Origin of the sequence: Leptospira paudalimensis (assembly GCF_026151345.1) — a bacterium.
Taxonomy (GTDB): domain Bacteria; phylum Spirochaetota; class Leptospiria; order Leptospirales; family Leptospiraceae; genus Leptospira_A; species Leptospira_A paudalimensis.
This window is the reverse complement of record NZ_JAMQPR010000001.1, coordinates 1,124,706-1,139,393: the sequence shown is the minus strand read 5'-3', so window position 1 is coordinate 1,139,393 and position 14,688 is coordinate 1,124,706. Positions and strand designations below refer to the sequence as shown.

Here is a 14,688-nt window from a genome sequence, read left to right as displayed (position 1 = left end):
CTACATGCCAGTCCCTAACGTCCCGTTCCGGGACTCAGGGTCAGGGAACTTCGGTAAGTCTAGTTCGTTATACGCCATGAGTAAAAAGTAACTATTATTAAAAAATGAATAAAATATCTGATGAAATAATTAACTTTTTAGAAACAGAAACAACGAGAACGATGTTGCTGAATGCGAATCGCTTAATTGACTTATTGGAAAATCCAAATATACCTCTTTTAGAATTTTATCCGAAATTACATGAAGCCTTAATTTCTCTTTATTTATCTGGTCACTTATTTGATTCTATTCCTTTAGTATACTTTAATGATGAAAATAAAATAGATGATGATAAATATTTTGAAAATTTAAATTGTTCACTTATTTCAAACTTGAAGGAAGAATCTTTATATTGGGAAATCTTCGATCCAACTTATTCTGAAAAAAACGGAAAGCCTAGTCCTGGATGGGAAGAAGAAGACAAAATCCCAATTCAAGGATGGTTAGATGATGATATTTCAGATATCTATCATGATGTAAAAACTCAATTAACAAAAATTGAGTCTATGGAAAGTAACGAAATAGTAGAAGATGGTCTTTGGAATTTAAAATGGAGCTTTATTCATCATTGGGGAAAGCATTGTATTGATGCACTAAGATATTTGCCTTATCTTATTTATGATGGCAAAAAGCATCCTATTTAAAAAATTACTCACGGCGTATAACAGCACCTAACCGCTTCGCTTCGGCACTTACGGCCTCGCTCGGTCTGCGACACATAGGCTTCTGGCACTCCTCTTGCTTGTGCAAGCGTCGTTCCAGTCCCTAACGTCCCGTTCCGGGACTCAGGGTCAGCCTACGTCGGTTAGGCTAGTTCGTTAATTGCAATGTCCAAAAAAAAAGAATTTAAGAAATTTTTGTTTAAAATTTTCGCTGAATGTTTTTATTCAAAGCTTGTGAAAAGAGAAAGACGAAGAATTAAGAAAAGAAAGAATTGAAGAATTTTATTTAGGCTTAGTTTCTTTTAACGTCTTTCTCATTATTATCTTTAATTGATTATTTTCTAACACAGTTCCGTTTTACTTTACTCTGTTTGGGATATTCACGCGAAAATTGATTTAAGAAATTAAGAAGAAGTAATTTTAAGAGAATAGATATAACTTCTTTACTTTCCTATTCGAATTCTTTACTATTCATTGGACACTGCAATTAACAGCGACTTAACGCTTCGCTTCGGCACAAGGCCTCGCTCGGTCTCCGACACATAGGCTTCTGGCACTCCCCTTGCCTACGCAAGTGTCGTGGCCAGTCCCTAACGTCCCGTTCGGGACTCAGGGTCAGCCTACGTCGTTAAGTCTAGTTCGTTATCTGCAATTGCTCATATCCAACTTTTAAATTTCAATCTTTGTTAAATATAAGTTGTAAATGATATGGAAATAAACAAATTATCCGATTTCTTAAAGAGAAAAGAAGGGATAGGAAATCATAACAGAATTTATAGGTTTCTTATTTCAATACTTGGGTCAACACCTTACATTGGAGGAGTGTTCGGAGCAATATCTGCTGCCTGGTCAGAGAGTGAACAAGCTAAATTAAATGCATTATATGAATCCATTTTAAGCATTACCGATGATAGATGCACTGAGTTGGAAAAAACGATAATTGCAATAAATGATAAACAATGGATTGTAGGTTTTATAAAGTTTAACCCTAATAATTTTGTGATTTTAGATTCCTCAAATATATCCTCAATTACCGAGCATGCAGATGAGACATTTACTATCAATTTCCAAAATGAAATAAAAAATCGATTCATATCACAATATTACGGAAATAAAGAAGTAAAATTAAATTGCATTATCGAATCCAATAGACAGATTAAAGTATCGTTAATTCCCCCTTTACCGGACATCATTACATTTACCTTTTTTAATCTAGACTGAATGAATTTTCAAAAATGGAAAAATTAATTACAAAAAAAAGTGATTTTGAAACTTTCGAACTAATAGTCAAAATACTTTTACATAATTTTAAAATAAAATTTACCGAGAAACTCGATGGACTTGATCAAAGCTATTATGATTTCATTTTAAATAATACTAAATATACTTTGCACAGAGAACATTATATTGGAATTTCTATAATTTCAGACAGTAAAAATAATGAATTCGAATTAATGATTAATGAAATTTTTAATCAAATTTCTATATAAGTAAAACTAAACCAATTTTAAATAAAACGCAACTGCAGATAACAGCGGGGAAACGCTGCGCTTCGGCACTTACGGCCTCGCTAGGGCTACGCCACATTCCCTTTCTGGCATTCGCCTTGCTTACGCAAGCTACATGCCAGTCCCTAACGTCCCGATGGGACTCAGGGTCAGGGAACGTCGTCTCCCCTAGTTCGTTATACGAAATGCCAAACAATATGAAAGAACAAGACAAAATTACAATTATCTCAAATCAACTAATTGCTTATAATGAAAAAAACATAGATAGATTTATTTCTTATTGGGATGAAAATGCAAAAGTATACATACATCCAGACAAGTTAATCGCAGATGGAATTAATGAGATAAGAAATAGACATATTAAAAGATTCAAAGAAAAAGATCTTTTTGCAAAATTGATTTCAAGACATGTAGTTGATGATAAAGTTGTAGATATTGAAATCGTATCACGCAATTTTCCAGAAGGTAAGGGTTTCGTTGATGTCCTTGCGATATATGAACTTAAAAACTTTAAAATTATGAATGCTTGGTTTATGATCGGAAAACCAAAAATTGAAAATCTCTAGCAATTACAAAATTAATCAAATTTGATTATTGTATATACTTCTAGTTAAATTCTACTCAAATTCTACAATTTAATAAATAAAAATAGATATGCATTCATTTAAAAAAGAGATTTTATTAGTATTCATTTTCCTCTCTATTATACAAACAATTTATTCAAAAGGGAAAAATCCTTTCTCACTGGATTATAAAAACGATCGAATAAATTATATTATCGATTGTGAAGAGAAAAAGCAATGTTATGAAAGTTGTAATAATATCCAAGACATATCGTTCCTTTTTCAATTTCTTGCAAAAACAAAAGATCCAAACTTAAATAATCAAGTTAGAAATAGTTGTATAAACGATTGTTCTCGTATTTTTTGTTACAAAAATTAAATCTTAATCATTTGGCACTTCGTATAACAGCACCTTACCGCGGCGCTTCGGCACAAGGCCTCGCTTGGCCTACGGCAAATTCCCTTCCTGGCATTCGCCTTGCGTTCGCAAGCTACATGCCAGTCCCTAACGTCCCGCTGGGACTCAGGGTCAGGGAACTTCGGTAAGGCTAGTTCGTTATACGAAATGGCATAATGTATGCCTCAGGACATGGGTAACACTTTTGTAGCAAGACATAGGTAACACTTTCAGGTTTCTAATCCCCTTAGATCACCTTTTTAGGAGGGCTTTAGGGATGCCTTGGAAGGAGTTTAATACCGTGGATTTAATATTTCAATTCGTTCTGGATTCGTTCCAGATAGGCGTCAATTTTACTCAGCTTTGTGCTCAGTATGGTATCTCCACTAAGTGTGGATATAAATGGAAAGAAAGGTTTCTCAGAGAAGGGAAAGATGGACTTCTCGATAAGAAGAAAACACCTAAGAACTCTCCAGCTAAGATCGCTGAAGAAACAATTCTAGAGATCATTAAAATCAAGAACAATAGAAAGTTCTGGGGTCCTAAGAAAATACTAGAACTCTACAAGACTCAATTCCATAATCGCAAGGCTCCTAACAGATCTACAATTGAACGCATTCTCAAGAAAGCGGGACTACAAGACACTAAGAGAAAAAGAAGACCAACGAACGCTGGGCAAAGAATCTCTATGCCGGAGAAAGCTACCAAACCTAACCATGTTTGGACTGTTGACTTCAAAGGTTGGTGGTACACTCCAGAAAGAGAGAAAGTGAATCCTCTCACAGTTCGTGATGATTTCTCCAAATACATTCTCTCTATAAAGACTCTTAAGAAAGGGGACATCGCTTCCGTTAAGGCTGAATTTACTAGGTTATTCTCCATCTACGGATTACCTGATGTCATTCGCTCCGACAATGGTCCCCCTTTTGCTTCTATGCTGTCGCTTTGGGGACTCACTAAACTTTCTGTTTGGTGGCTCTCTCTAGGAATCAAACTTGATCGCATTCAACCTGGAAAACCTTATCAGAATGGCGCTCATGAGCGTATGCATAGGGACATGGCTCGAGAATTACAACATGAGATCGTCGGAAACATCACTCTCTTCCAAAAGCTCTTCGATAACTGGAGAATCGATTTTAACAGAAATAGACCTCACGAAGCTCTAGGAATGATGACTCCTGAACAGATCTACGTGAAGTCTGACAAACCATTCGATACAAATGCTGATTTACTAATCTCATATCCTTATGGGTTCAAGCAAAGGCATGTGAACAACAGAGGTTACATCAATTACAATGGACATCTCATCATGATCGGGAATCCATTTAACGGTTTTAATGTGGGAATCAAAAAAGAAAACGAGTCCGTTTCCATTTGGTTCGGATCCAATAAGTTAGGTCTCATCGATCAAAATTTATTCTTGATCATTTCTGATCCTAACTCATACAAAGTTCATAAACCAAGAAAGTTATCTAAAAAGTGTTACCATTCTCCTGATACCTAACCGTTACCCATGTCTTGAAGTCATACCTAAAAATCACCTTAAATCAGCAAAAAATTAAGGAAATTGATCAAAGAAGGTAAATTCTTAAAGAAATTCAATTTCTCATTTATTGACTTTTTCTTCTGAATTTGGAAAATTAACATATGAAGGTAGAAACCAAAAAGGAATTGATTGAGGAATTAACCAAAATTAAACCAATTCTAAATAATGATTTTGGTGTACTGAAAATCGGCGTCTTTGGGTCTTTTGCTAAAGATACAGTTAATTCGAATAGCGATGTTGATTTACTCGTTGAAATGAAATCTCCTGACTTTGATTCTTTTGTAGGTTTAAAAATATTTTTAGAAAAGCTTTTTGAACGCAATGTTGATCTTGTTCGAAAAAGGAATCAAATTAAACCTTCCTTTCTTAATAGAATTCAAAAAGATATTATAAATGTCTGAAGAAATATACGAAAGGTTCGAATTTATTCTTGAATCGATCGTAATCATTGAAAATAGATTCTTAAAAATTAAATATACGGATGATCTAATTAGTTCCCAAGATGGAATTACTATACTTGATTCAATTGCTATGAGATTACAAGCAATCGGAGATAATATTAAATCCGTTACAAAATTAGATAATAAATTTCTAAATAATTATCCTGACACAGACTGGGAAAAAATTATGAAAATGAGAGACGTGATTTCTCATCATTATGAAGGTCTTGATCACGAAATAATTTATAATATCTGTAAAAACAAAATACCTGAATTAAAACTTACTGTTCAATTAATTCTTGAACAACTCAACGGCGCATAACAGCGACTTACCGCTTCGCTTCGGGACTAGCCCTCGCTCGGACTACGGCAAATTCCCTTTCTGGCATTCGCCTTGCGTCCGCAAACTACGTGCCAGTCCCTAACGTCCCGTTGGGACTCAGGGTCAACCTACGTCGTTAAGACTAATTCGTTATACGCCATAAAAAAATAAAATATGAATCAACTTAATATTTTTATATTTTTCACCTGTATCATCCTAATTCAATGTGTCCCAAATAACCAATCTGCAAGAGATAGATGCAAAGAAGGTACGCAAAACAAATCTGGTAAAGAAGCTGATTTAAACTTTATATGCTCTATAGCTACGATCAATTACAAAAGAGCAGAACAAAATAATGAGACCGCTCTGAAAGATGGAGCTTTATTTAGTTGTTTTCTCGCAATAGAAGATTTGAAAGATTGCGATAAAAAAGCAAATATCAAATTCGGAATTAGCAATTAAAATATACCAATTTAGAACTCTTCTTTTTAAGAAAAAATTAACAATTAGTTCATATTTTTATTAAAGTCTTGTGGTTTTTTTAAACCAGCAAAATCTAAAAAAACCTAGTTTTTTCTAAATGAAACAGAGTTTAATAGAACTTTTTTAAGAATAGAAATTATTGGTTGAATATGGATTATTTTTCCTAAACTGAAAATTCAGAGATTTTTAAATGAATTCGATTACTAGTAACTTACTTGTATTAGCCCACTATAACTATACTGGACTAATTATTATATTCTTCGGTGTACCCATTTCAATAGTTTAATTTTTGCATTTTTAAAATACGAAATCATAAAAATACTTTTTTTTGAAAGAGAAGGTTTAAAATGGAGATCACTCTTATCTTCAATCTTTGAGCTTTTACTTTCAATATACATAATAGATTTTATCACAAATTCAAATTTGAAATCATTATTAATTTTTATTTTCGCATTAATTTTAAATCTACTATTACAATCTCTCATTTTATTTTCAGAAAAATTTAATAGTTCATTGTTATTCAGAAACAAAATCGGACTTTCTATTATTTTTATATTTATTTGCCCAACTATGGTTTTCATAGTTTATAAATATGTCGTTATTTTTCCAATTTAGTCTTTTACACTTTTTACTTCGTATAACAGCACCTTACCGCTTCGCTTCGGGATAAGCCCTCCCTCGGCCTGCGGCAAATTCCCTTTCTGGCATTAGCCTTGCTTACGCAAGCGACATGCCAGTCCCTAACGTCCCGCAGGGACAGGGAACATTATCTCCCCTAAACCTATATGCGAAACTGAAATTAAATAATTGATAGGAAAGAAAAATGAAAAAAAGAATCTTATTGGCCTACTTTTTTGTAGCTTGTGCGAGTTTTCAAAATACTCAGGAAAATAAATTTACAACTGATTTTTTACATCTTTTGAAATCAAATAAGTTGATAATTCAAAATTTAAAACCTGTAAATTATCAACTTAATATGACTTTATATGATGGTCCCTTTAAATTTGATTATGCTCTAATAAATAAATCCAAAGGTACTGAAATAAGATATCATATTAATTCCTTTAAAGATAAAATTGATAAGTATGAAGAATTTTTAAAAAATAATCCTAGTGCATTTATTGTTAAACCAAATGATAATTCATATGCTCAAGATTTTATACTTATTCTTATGAATTTAGCTGGAGAAAATCCGAAAATTAAATCAAACCCTCTACCAGAGAAAATTCAATCAGATGTTTTTAATGCTAATTGGGGAAGCAATAGTTTATTTGAATTTGATCCTAAGCTCAATTTTTCTTATAAGTATTGCAACTTAATCGTTATCCATAAAAATGATACCGCTGATGCTTATATCTATTTTCTCGGAAATGACTTACGTTTGACTCTTGAAGAATCAAGTCAATTTTTTGAGAATTTGAAATTCATCAAATAGTTTCTTTTATAATTCAAGTTCGCCTAACAGTACTTTAACGTTTCGCTTCGGGACTTGCGCCCTTGTTTGGACTGTGACACATAGGTATCACTTTCAAGTCATTCATCCCTTTAGATCACCTTTCAGGAGGCTTCAGGGATGCCTTGGAAGGAGTTTAATACCGTGGATATAAGTGGAAAGGAAGGATTCAGAGGAAAAAAAATGGACCTCAACTTGAAAACTCCAGAACAAGTAAATATGATTGACATGAGTAGCTACAATTGGAGATGGACATCTCATCATGGTCAGAAAACCATTTAACGGGTTTAATGTGGCCATCAAAAATGCAAACAATTCAATTTCCATTGGATCAGGTTCCAATCCGTTAGCCTTCATCGATCAAAATTTATTCTTGATCATTTATGATCTTAGTTCATACAAATAACAGATACCAAAAACCTTAACTAATAAGTGTTACTCATCTCATAATGTCATAATTAATTGCAATGTATAAGGGAAATAAAATGAAAAAAATATCGATATTTTTAATCTTTTTTGTTGGTTGTAACTTCTATCAAAAACGAATGATTGCACCTGCAAAAACAAAGATACCATCTATTTTTAACGAACTTGCACCAGAAACGCAAAAGTTCTATATTCTACCAAATCAACATAATGAGATCACTACTAAAAATGGATCAATCTATCATTTCCCTAAGGACAGTATCGCGTTACCTTCAATCTATAAAGAAGGCGAATATGTTGAAGTAGAAATAAAGGAATACAATACTCCGATTCATTTTTTATCATCAGGATATTCTTTAGAATATATTGAAAAAAATTCACATTTACAATTAGATTCTGCAGGTATGTTTGAAATTCATGCCTATTATAAAAATGCGGAATTAAATCTTAACAAGAATATATATGTAAAATTTACCAATATTAACCCAGGAAAATCATACAATCTCTATAAAGTTATAGATAATGAATGGAAGTATGCTGGATCTAACCAAGAAAGATTCTCTGAATCCTTACCCAACGTCATTCAATATAGAAAATTTGACAATATTGATAAATTTACACTCTGGAATTTTGATCTTCCAGTGGATAATGCTTGTATTAAGATTAACTTAAAATCATTAAAATTTGATGAAAAAAATTCTATATTCTACTCTGTATTCAGCACTTCTAAATTAAGGATTAATTTTAAATGGAGTTACTCAAATTCCATATATGCCAATGTGCCTGTTGACGATACTGTAAACATCATCTTTTGGTTTGAAAACAAAATTGCTATGATTAAAGGCATAAAAACTCCTAAAGATCCATTAGGAAAAAATAATTATGCAAGTGATCAAAATTGTATGAATAATGGAGATTTTAACCTAACTTTCATACCGGAAGATATTTTTAAAGATGAAACTGCTAGGTTTCAATATTTGTATTCAAAATGATCACAATAAAGTAAAAAAAGCTTCCAAGGGAACTCTCACTTTATCTACAAAGTTTCGAAATCATAATTATGAAAATTAATAAACTAAAAACTCTCCTCTAAAGACGTTATCCAATAATTGGTAATGACAAAATATTGATGGAAACGAACCTTTTGAAAAGATAGAATCTCAATACATTTCCTGTCGTATCGAAATCTTATGGCTATAACAAATAATTTACCTATAATTGAATTTTCGACATCAAAATCATTCGAAATTTGGCTTCGCAAAAATCATAAAAGTTCTATTGGAATTTGGATCAAGATTTTCAAAAAAGAATCAGGAAAAAAAACAATTACATATGCAGAAGCACTTGATGTGGCATTATGTTACGGGTGGATCGATAGCCAAAAACAATCGTATGATGAACAATCATGGTTACAAAAATTTTCTCCAAGAACAACAAAGAGTATTTGGTCAAAAATCAATATAGGACATGTGGAAAGGCTAATCAATGAAGGAAAAATGAAACCAGTAGGTTTAGAAGCTGTCGAAAAAGCAAAAGCTGATGGTAGATGGGAAAAAGCATATGATTCTCCAAGCAAAATGTCTGTTCCTGAAGACTTTCTGAAAGAACTTCAAAAGAATAAAAAAGCAACTGAAGTTTACAAAAACCTCAATAAAACAAATTTATACTCAATTGCATTCAAACTACACACAGCAAAAAAAGCTGAGACAAGAGAAAAACGCATAAAGGAAATCATTATAAAACTGGAAAACGGCGAAAAACTACAATAAAATTCCCGACATTGCACTTACCAATCATTAGAAAACTTAATTTAAGAAGTCAATCCTAACATACCTATATATCCAGGTAAATTTTGAATTCGGTTCATCCACTCTCGAACAAATTTATATTCTAATAAACTGACATTACCTTGATGAGCGAGCGCAATATAAGGATAAATTGCTATATCAGCAATAGTAACCTTATTTGTAGCCAACCATTGAAATTCTGATAATCGTTTCTCTAAAACATTCAGAAGAATTGTTGTTACAGACTTGGCTTCTTCCAAATTTATGGGACGTCCTAATATAAAATGTGCACGTAATGCACTTGGACCTCGTGTTACTTCGTTTGCAGCTGTTGATAACCATCCTACAATTTCCGCTGCATCGACAGGATTCTCAGGGAACCAATCGTTTTCTCCATAAGCTTTCGCTAAGTATACTAATATAGCTTGGCTATCTCTTAAAACAATATCATTATCTTTGAATACTGGGACTTGGCCAAAAGGATTCATTTCCAAGAAGGAAGAAGATTTATGTTCTTTTTCGGGACCATTAACAATTCGACTAACATATTCTAAATTCAATAAAGACAACATCAATCTAACTTTGTAACAATTTCCAGACAACGCAAATTCATATAATTCCATCTTAATCTTGATATTAAAGAAAATAAGATACAATTGGCAATAATTTCTTCAATTTTATTGCTAGAATTTAACTAATTTCTATACATTGATTAAATTTAATTTATCAATGTATTATAATTTATTTTAACCCCATTTTTAACTTATTGGATGGAATTATCCTTCTCCTAATCAGGATGCAAATTGAATGATAATCCTTGATTCACATTTTAACTTGAGATTTTTACAATTCTATATTTAAATTAGAATGCAAGAAATGAAGTTTGCATCATGACAAAGAACAAATGAAGATATAATAGTATGATTGAAAATCAGTTCATATCATCAATTTTAATATCATCCGGCGCGGGTCTACCATTTCCAGTTTCCAGTAAATTTTTGAGACTCAAAAGAAACGTAGCCCACTTCATACTACAATGCGCAGTAAACTCAGATTCGTTTTTCCAATCATGATGCCGAAAGTAAAGGATTGTCTTCTCTTCGCCTTTTGTTGCTTTTCCTAAATTCAATTGGAAATCAATATGAGAACCAATCCAATCCATTGGTCCTGAAACACATTCCCAGATAACTTGTTTAGGAGAAATCTCCTGTACTTTCATCTCAATTGCATTCCCGTGACCAAACTCAAAAGTAATCACTTCACCTATAGCGGAAACTCCGTTTGCAAAAATTCCGCCTACATCTTTTGTCCACCAATTAGACAAACCTAACTTTGTGGTCAATGCACTCTTTACCTCATCAATGGAAGCTTTAACTCCGATTTTGTGATAAATTCCCATACAACACTCCTTATTTAAATAATTTTATTATATCTTTATTAAATCTAGTCACGGAACCAAATATCTAAGGCTTCCAGTACATTTGTCCAGCCATGATTATGGTTTTTAATTTCAATATCGCTGATTAATTTTTCATGAACCAAGGTTACTAAAGTTCTTGGCTGATTCGATGTTACATTTATATCATTTGTTTTTTTAGATATATCCTTTAATGTAACAGTAACTAGCGTTACTCTGTTATCTGTTGCATGAGAACACCAAGTAAATACCAATTTGTGTGGCTCTTCAATGGTTATATATTCACCTGTATGTGGGAATATTTTTCCATCTAAACTCATGTTAATTGAAAATTTTCCACCAGGTCTTGGATCGATAAAAACAGATTCAATGCCAATATTTTCTCCTGACAAAAACCAACGTGAAAGATGTTCTGCATTTAACCATGCTTGAAAAATTCGATTTAAATCTGCATTAATTTCTCTTTCGACTTTTATTACTTGGGGGTTCATGTTCTTTCTCCTCTAAGAATGCCTCTAACCTTGCTAATTTATTCGTCCAAAACTCTTGGTGATATAGTATCCAATGACTTGCTTCTGATAATGTTTGGTTTTCAAGTTCCAATCGATAACTTCGCCCGTCTTCTTGTGCACGAACTTTTCGAACCAACTTTGCTTCTGTCAAAACTTCGATGTGTTTTGCGACTCCAGCAAACGACATCGAAATTGGCTCAGCAAGTTCCGAAATACTCAAAGAACCCTTTCTAAGCCTTGCCAACATTTGTCTTCTTGTATGGTCAGCAAGCGCTGCAAATACCCTGTTCAACATCTGTTCTTTTTTCTTATATTCAACCATTTGGTATAACATCTAGTTTGATTTTTTTTAGTCAATTACTAAACCAAATAGTTGAATAAATATTTAATGTGATCTAGCGGGATAATCTTAAGAATAAACCAATTTACAGTTGAAAGAGAACATGGTATATCGGTTCTAGTGGAGTTTGTATGAACTGGGTATTACTGTTTCTTGCGGGTTTATTTGAAGTTCTGTTTGCTTTTTGCTTAGGAAAGGCAAAGGATTCCTTTGGTAATTTGGTTTATTATTGGTATTTAGGTTTTTTTGTTTCACTTTGTATCAGTATGGGTTTACTGATACAAGTTACCAAATCCTTACCAATAGGAACTAGTTACGCAGTTTGGACGGGGATAGGAGCAGTTGGAACCGTCATTGTTGGAATAATTTTCTTCAAAGAACCAATAGAATTTTGGAGGATTTTTTTCCTTGCCACTTTGGTGGTATCTATCATTGGACTTAAGTTTCTTTCTCACTAATCCTGAAATTTACCTACAACAAACAAATTCATTCACATGTTCCCTGATTATTTAGTTAACATACAAAAAGATCTTTTTGATCCATTAGAATTAAAAATTGAAAATCTCGTCATTGAAAAGGAGAGCAAAAATTACAATGCCTGTAGTTTTCTATGTAACAATCAGAAGGTGATTTTTCGGACAGCAAATAATACACCCAAAAAAAATGGACTTTTTGTTACTCTTTGGAAAAGAAGTAAAAATGGACCTATCGAGCCTTATCAATATAAAGACTCTTTTGATCTTACTATCATTGAGACGATTCATAAAGACAATATTGGATATTTTTTATTTAACAAAGAAATTTTAAATGAAAGAGGAATTCTTTTTGGCAAACTAAAAGGGAAACTAGGTTTCAGAGTTTACCCTCGATGGGACAAACCCAATAACAAACAGGGAATATTAACGCAAGAATGGCAATCACCTTTTTTCCTTGCATCAAATGATAAAACTATAGATGATCATTATCTTAAATTTTTATCTGACATTTTTATGAAATAATTTCAGAAAAACATAATTTGAGGCTTACAATTGATTCAGTGCATCATCACTTTTGGTGTTCTCCAAATAACAGAAAGATCACCTTAATCAACATTAGATTTTTTCTTTACCTATCCATTCCAATGGAAAGAAAGGTGGAATGAATCAAATTTTCCGCAAAACATTGTCTACTCGTCACTTTGATTTAGATTGGAATCGACATGTCACGAGTCGAACTTATGAACGGTTCGCTTACGATGCACGATGTGAAGTATTAAGAGAATATGGTTGCCCCATTGAACTAATGTTAAACACAAATATTAGTTATATTCCTGGATCCACAAATGTAAGATTCCTCAACCAACAATTTGTAAATTCAGAAATGACAGTTGAAACAGAAATTTATGGCATGGATGATGGAAATCTTTTATGGAAACAATCCATAGTAGGTTCCAATGGAAAAAAAGCATGTGAAATTGAATCCACATCAACCTTGGTGAAGGATGGAATTATCATCAAAATTCTGGACCTTCCCAAATTAAGTGTCACCCCCTATCAATTTACAATCCATCCCAAACCAATCAATCAAAACATTGTGGAACATGATTATTACATTCCTTACAGTGATATGAATTGTTTTTGGAATTTACCTTCTGATTCCATTTGGAAAATTTTTGAAGAAGGCCGTTTCCTATTTTTTAAAGAAATTGTAGATCTTAATTTAATCAAAGAAACTGACTCTACTACTTTTTTTATGGGCGGTGAAATACAGATCTACAAACCAATAGATCCCGGAACTCATGTGAAAATCTTAAGTTGGATCGAAAGTTTTGAAAAAATCCGGTTTTATTTCAGACAAGATATTTTAGACTCAAAAGGAAGCTTACTTGCAAGTATGAAAGACGAACAGTTGTTTGTCTCTCTTTCAAACTCAAGGCCAAGGCGAGCACCTGCTGCTTTTTTTGACAAAATAGAAAGATTTATTGAATGATTGGTATTTTTTGTTTAAGAAGAGTTTCTTCTTCGTTTGTCAACTCTCGGTAACTTCCAAGAGGAATTGTTGGATCTAACTTTAAATTTCCCATTCTCACTCGTTTTAGATACAAAACTTCTTTACTCAAACTTTGGAACATCCTTCTGATTTGACGATACTTCCCTTCTTTTAACCAAACAGTGACTATATGAGGTTTTGTTTCATCAGTTATCGCCAGCCGAGCAGGCAAAGTTTTGTATCCATCATCTAACACTATTCCAGTTTCAAAACTCAAGATGTCCTCTTTTGTCACTGGTTCTGAAATTTCTGCATAGTATTCTTTCTCAACAAAATGTTTAGGAGAAGTATAATAATGAGCCAAAGTTCCATCTGTTGTAAACAGTAACAGCCCTTCTGTCTCTTTATCCAATCTTCCGACAGGAAACAAATTCATGTTTTGATGCCTTTCACTTAGATAATCCATAACAGTCTTTTCTCGAGGGTCTTCCGTAGCAGTGATACAATCGGGAGCTTTATTCATCATAAAATAATAAAAATCTTTGCGAATCAAAGTTTCGTCATAAAAAACAACTACATCATTGATTGTGATTTTAAAACCGGGGTCCTTAACAACGATTCCATTTACTTTTACGTTCCCTTGGTAAATTTCCTTTTTTACATCGGACCTAGATCCTAATCCAAAATTTCCCAGAACTTTATCCAATCTTTCCTTTGGCATACGAGTAACATCGAAACAAGTGAATTAAAATTCGGAAAGTGGAATTCAATGTTTTCAATGTAATTTCTTAAAAAAAGCTATCGAAACATCCCTCCGAAAACAAT

The 14,688-nt window shown here is 32.8% G+C and carries 20 protein-coding genes and 1 pseudogene; 16 read left to right on the top strand and 5 right to left on the bottom strand.

Annotated elements, in window-relative coordinates; translation table 11 throughout:
• The first annotated feature begins 104 nt into the window (after positions 1-104).
• From ND855_RS05230 to ND855_RS05175, 13 genes and pseudogenes are all read left to right on the top strand, one after another.
• Positions 105-683, top strand: a complete 579-nt coding sequence (locus ND855_RS05230; protein WP_265357481.1) for a DUF5063 domain-containing protein — start codon at positions 105-107, stop codon at positions 681-683.
• Between the two features lie 726 nt (positions 684-1,409).
• Positions 1,410-1,922 (top strand): hypothetical protein, encoded by a 513-nt coding sequence (locus tag ND855_RS05225; RefSeq protein ID WP_265357480.1) that lies wholly within the window; start codon positions 1,410-1,412, stop codon positions 1,920-1,922.
• 14 nt (positions 1,923-1,936) lie between these two features.
• Entirely contained in the window at positions 1,937-2,191 is a 255-nt protein-coding gene (locus tag ND855_RS18825) for a DUF3630 family protein (RefSeq protein ID WP_407658701.1), read from the top strand.
• A gap of 215 nt (positions 2,192-2,406) precedes the next feature.
• Positions 2,407-2,775: a nuclear transport factor 2 family protein gene (locus ND855_RS05220; protein WP_265357479.1), complete on the top strand. Its 369-nt coding sequence runs from the start codon at positions 2,407-2,409 to the stop codon at positions 2,773-2,775.
• Positions 2,776-3,446: 671 nt separating this feature from the next.
• Positions 3,447-3,731, top strand: a pseudogene (locus ND855_RS05215) (leucine zipper domain-containing protein); the annotation flags it as partial.
• A 126-nt stretch (positions 3,732-3,857) separates the two neighbouring features.
• Entirely contained in the window at positions 3,858-4,673 is an 816-nt protein-coding gene (locus tag ND855_RS05210) for an integrase core domain-containing protein (RefSeq protein ID WP_265359345.1), read from the top strand.
• A gap of 143 nt (positions 4,674-4,816) precedes the next feature.
• Positions 4,817-5,116: a nucleotidyltransferase family protein gene (locus tag ND855_RS05205; protein ID WP_265357478.1), complete on the top strand. Its 300-nt coding sequence runs from the start codon at positions 4,817-4,819 to the stop codon at positions 5,114-5,116.
• Positions 5,109-5,477 (top strand): HepT-like ribonuclease domain-containing protein, encoded by a 369-nt coding sequence (locus tag ND855_RS05200; RefSeq protein ID WP_265357477.1) that lies wholly within the window; start codon positions 5,109-5,111, stop codon positions 5,475-5,477. The genes ND855_RS05205 and ND855_RS05200 overlap by 8 nt, the downstream gene beginning before the upstream one ends.
• A gap of 174 nt (positions 5,478-5,651) precedes the next feature.
• Positions 5,652-5,939, top strand: a complete 288-nt coding sequence (locus ND855_RS05195; RefSeq protein ID WP_265357476.1) for a hypothetical protein — start codon at positions 5,652-5,654, stop codon at positions 5,937-5,939.
• A gap of 844 nt (positions 5,940-6,783) precedes the next feature.
• Positions 6,784-7,395: a lipoprotein gene (locus ND855_RS05190; RefSeq protein ID WP_265357475.1), complete on the top strand. Its 612-nt coding sequence runs from the start codon at positions 6,784-6,786 to the stop codon at positions 7,393-7,395.
• 280 nt (positions 7,396-7,675) lie between these two features.
• Entirely contained in the window at positions 7,676-7,819 is a 144-nt protein-coding gene (locus ND855_RS05185) for a hypothetical protein (RefSeq protein WP_265357474.1), read from the top strand.
• A gap of 79 nt (positions 7,820-7,898) precedes the next feature.
• Positions 7,899-8,831, top strand: coding sequence for a hypothetical protein (locus ND855_RS05180; protein ID WP_265357473.1), 933 nt, complete (start codon positions 7,899-7,901; stop codon positions 8,829-8,831).
• Positions 8,832-9,029: 198 nt separating this feature from the next.
• Positions 9,030-9,608, top strand: coding sequence for a YdeI/OmpD-associated family protein (locus ND855_RS05175; protein ID WP_265357472.1), 579 nt, complete (start codon positions 9,030-9,032; stop codon positions 9,606-9,608).
• Between the two features lie 41 nt (positions 9,609-9,649).
• On the opposite strand, the gene ND855_RS05170 is transcribed toward ND855_RS05175, so the two are convergent.
• From ND855_RS05170 to ND855_RS05155, 4 genes are all read right to left on the bottom strand, one after another.
• Entirely contained in the window at positions 9,650-10,249 is a 600-nt protein-coding gene (locus tag ND855_RS05170; RefSeq protein ID WP_265357471.1) for a glutathione S-transferase family protein, read from the bottom strand.
• 308 nt (positions 10,250-10,557) lie between these two features.
• Positions 10,558-11,025 carry an SRPBCC family protein gene (locus tag ND855_RS05165; RefSeq protein ID WP_265357470.1) on the bottom strand — a complete coding sequence of 156 codons (468 nt, stop codon included), beginning with the start codon at positions 11,023-11,025 and terminating at the stop codon, positions 10,558-10,560.
• A 44-nt stretch (positions 11,026-11,069) separates the two neighbouring features.
• Positions 11,070-11,534, bottom strand: a complete 465-nt coding sequence (locus tag ND855_RS05160; protein WP_265357469.1) for an SRPBCC family protein — start codon at positions 11,532-11,534, stop codon at positions 11,070-11,072.
• Complete coding sequence (locus ND855_RS05155; RefSeq protein WP_265359344.1) at positions 11,497-11,877, bottom strand: ArsR/SmtB family transcription factor; 381 nt, start codon at positions 11,875-11,877, stop codon at positions 11,497-11,499. Before ND855_RS05155 ends, ND855_RS05160 begins: the two co-directional genes overlap by 38 nt.
• A gap of 149 nt (positions 11,878-12,026) precedes the next feature.
• On the opposite strand from ND855_RS05155, the gene ND855_RS05150 reads away from it, so the two are divergent.
• From ND855_RS05150 to ND855_RS05140, 3 genes are all read left to right on the top strand, one after another.
• On the top strand, positions 12,027-12,353 hold the full coding sequence (locus ND855_RS05150) for a DMT family transporter (RefSeq protein WP_265357468.1): 327 nt from the start codon (positions 12,027-12,029) through the stop codon (positions 12,351-12,353).
• Between the two features lie 36 nt (positions 12,354-12,389).
• Positions 12,390-12,893 carry a MepB family protein gene (locus tag ND855_RS05145; RefSeq protein WP_265357467.1) on the top strand — a complete coding sequence of 168 codons (504 nt, stop codon included), beginning with the start codon at positions 12,390-12,392 and terminating at the stop codon, positions 12,891-12,893.
• Between the two features lie 139 nt (positions 12,894-13,032).
• Positions 13,033-13,863, top strand: coding sequence for a thioesterase family protein (locus ND855_RS05140; RefSeq protein ID WP_265357466.1), 831 nt, complete (start codon positions 13,033-13,035; stop codon positions 13,861-13,863).
• Here ND855_RS05140 and ND855_RS05135 read toward each other — a convergent pair.
• Complete coding sequence (locus ND855_RS05135; RefSeq protein WP_322113526.1) at positions 13,853-14,584, bottom strand: pseudouridine synthase; 732 nt, start codon at positions 14,582-14,584, stop codon at positions 13,853-13,855. The two genes, ND855_RS05140 and ND855_RS05135, sit on opposite strands and share 11 nt — an antisense overlap.
• Positions 14,585-14,688: the final 104 nt, after the last annotated feature.

Excerpts from the sequence above, each read along its gene's own strand:
- ND855_RS05225 (WP_265357480.1), top strand. The coding sequence starts at position 1,410 with ATGGAAATAAACAAATTATCCGATTTCTTAAAGAGAAAAGAAGGGATA.
- ND855_RS05210 (WP_265359345.1), top strand. The coding sequence starts at position 3,858 with ATGCCGGAGAAAGCTACCAAACCTAACCATGTTTGGACTGTTGACTTC.
- ND855_RS05155 (WP_265359344.1), bottom strand. The coding sequence starts at position 11,877 with ATGGTTGAATATAAGAAAAAAGAACAGATGTTGAACAGGGTATTTGCA.
- ND855_RS05175 (WP_265357472.1), top strand. The coding sequence starts at position 9,030 with ATGGCTATAACAAATAATTTACCTATAATTGAATTTTCGACATCAAAA.
- ND855_RS18825 (WP_407658701.1), top strand. The coding sequence starts at position 1,937 with ATGGAAAAATTAATTACAAAAAAAAGTGATTTTGAAACTTTCGAACTA.
- ND855_RS05160 (WP_265357469.1), bottom strand. The coding sequence starts at position 11,534 with ATGAACCCCCAAGTAATAAAAGTCGAAAGAGAAATTAATGCAGATTTA.
- ND855_RS05220 (WP_265357479.1), top strand. The coding sequence starts at position 2,407 with ATGAAAGAACAAGACAAAATTACAATTATCTCAAATCAACTAATTGCT.
- ND855_RS05190 (WP_265357475.1), top strand. The coding sequence starts at position 6,784 with ATGAAAAAAAGAATCTTATTGGCCTACTTTTTTGTAGCTTGTGCGAGT.
- ND855_RS05145 (WP_265357467.1), top strand. The coding sequence starts at position 12,390 with ATGTTCCCTGATTATTTAGTTAACATACAAAAAGATCTTTTTGATCCA.
- ND855_RS05135 (WP_322113526.1), bottom strand. The coding sequence starts at position 14,584 with ATGCCAAAGGAAAGATTGGATAAAGTTCTGGGAAATTTTGGATTAGGA.
- ND855_RS05170 (WP_265357471.1), bottom strand. The coding sequence starts at position 10,249 with ATGGAATTATATGAATTTGCGTTGTCTGGAAATTGTTACAAAGTTAGA.
- ND855_RS05150 (WP_265357468.1), top strand. The coding sequence starts at position 12,027 with ATGAACTGGGTATTACTGTTTCTTGCGGGTTTATTTGAAGTTCTGTTT.
- ND855_RS05200 (WP_265357477.1), top strand. The coding sequence starts at position 5,109 with ATGTCTGAAGAAATATACGAAAGGTTCGAATTTATTCTTGAATCGATC.
- ND855_RS05185 (WP_265357474.1), top strand. The coding sequence starts at position 7,676 with ATGGTCAGAAAACCATTTAACGGGTTTAATGTGGCCATCAAAAATGCA.
- ND855_RS05230 (WP_265357481.1), top strand. The coding sequence starts at position 105 with ATGAATAAAATATCTGATGAAATAATTAACTTTTTAGAAACAGAAACA.
- ND855_RS05165 (WP_265357470.1), bottom strand. The coding sequence starts at position 11,025 with ATGGGAATTTATCACAAAATCGGAGTTAAAGCTTCCATTGATGAGGTA.
- ND855_RS05205 (WP_265357478.1), top strand. The coding sequence starts at position 4,817 with ATGAAGGTAGAAACCAAAAAGGAATTGATTGAGGAATTAACCAAAATT.
- ND855_RS05140 (WP_265357466.1), top strand. The coding sequence starts at position 13,033 with ATGAATCAAATTTTCCGCAAAACATTGTCTACTCGTCACTTTGATTTA.
- ND855_RS05180 (WP_265357473.1), top strand. The coding sequence starts at position 7,899 with ATGAAAAAAATATCGATATTTTTAATCTTTTTTGTTGGTTGTAACTTC.
- ND855_RS05195 (WP_265357476.1), top strand. The coding sequence starts at position 5,652 with ATGAATCAACTTAATATTTTTATATTTTTCACCTGTATCATCCTAATT.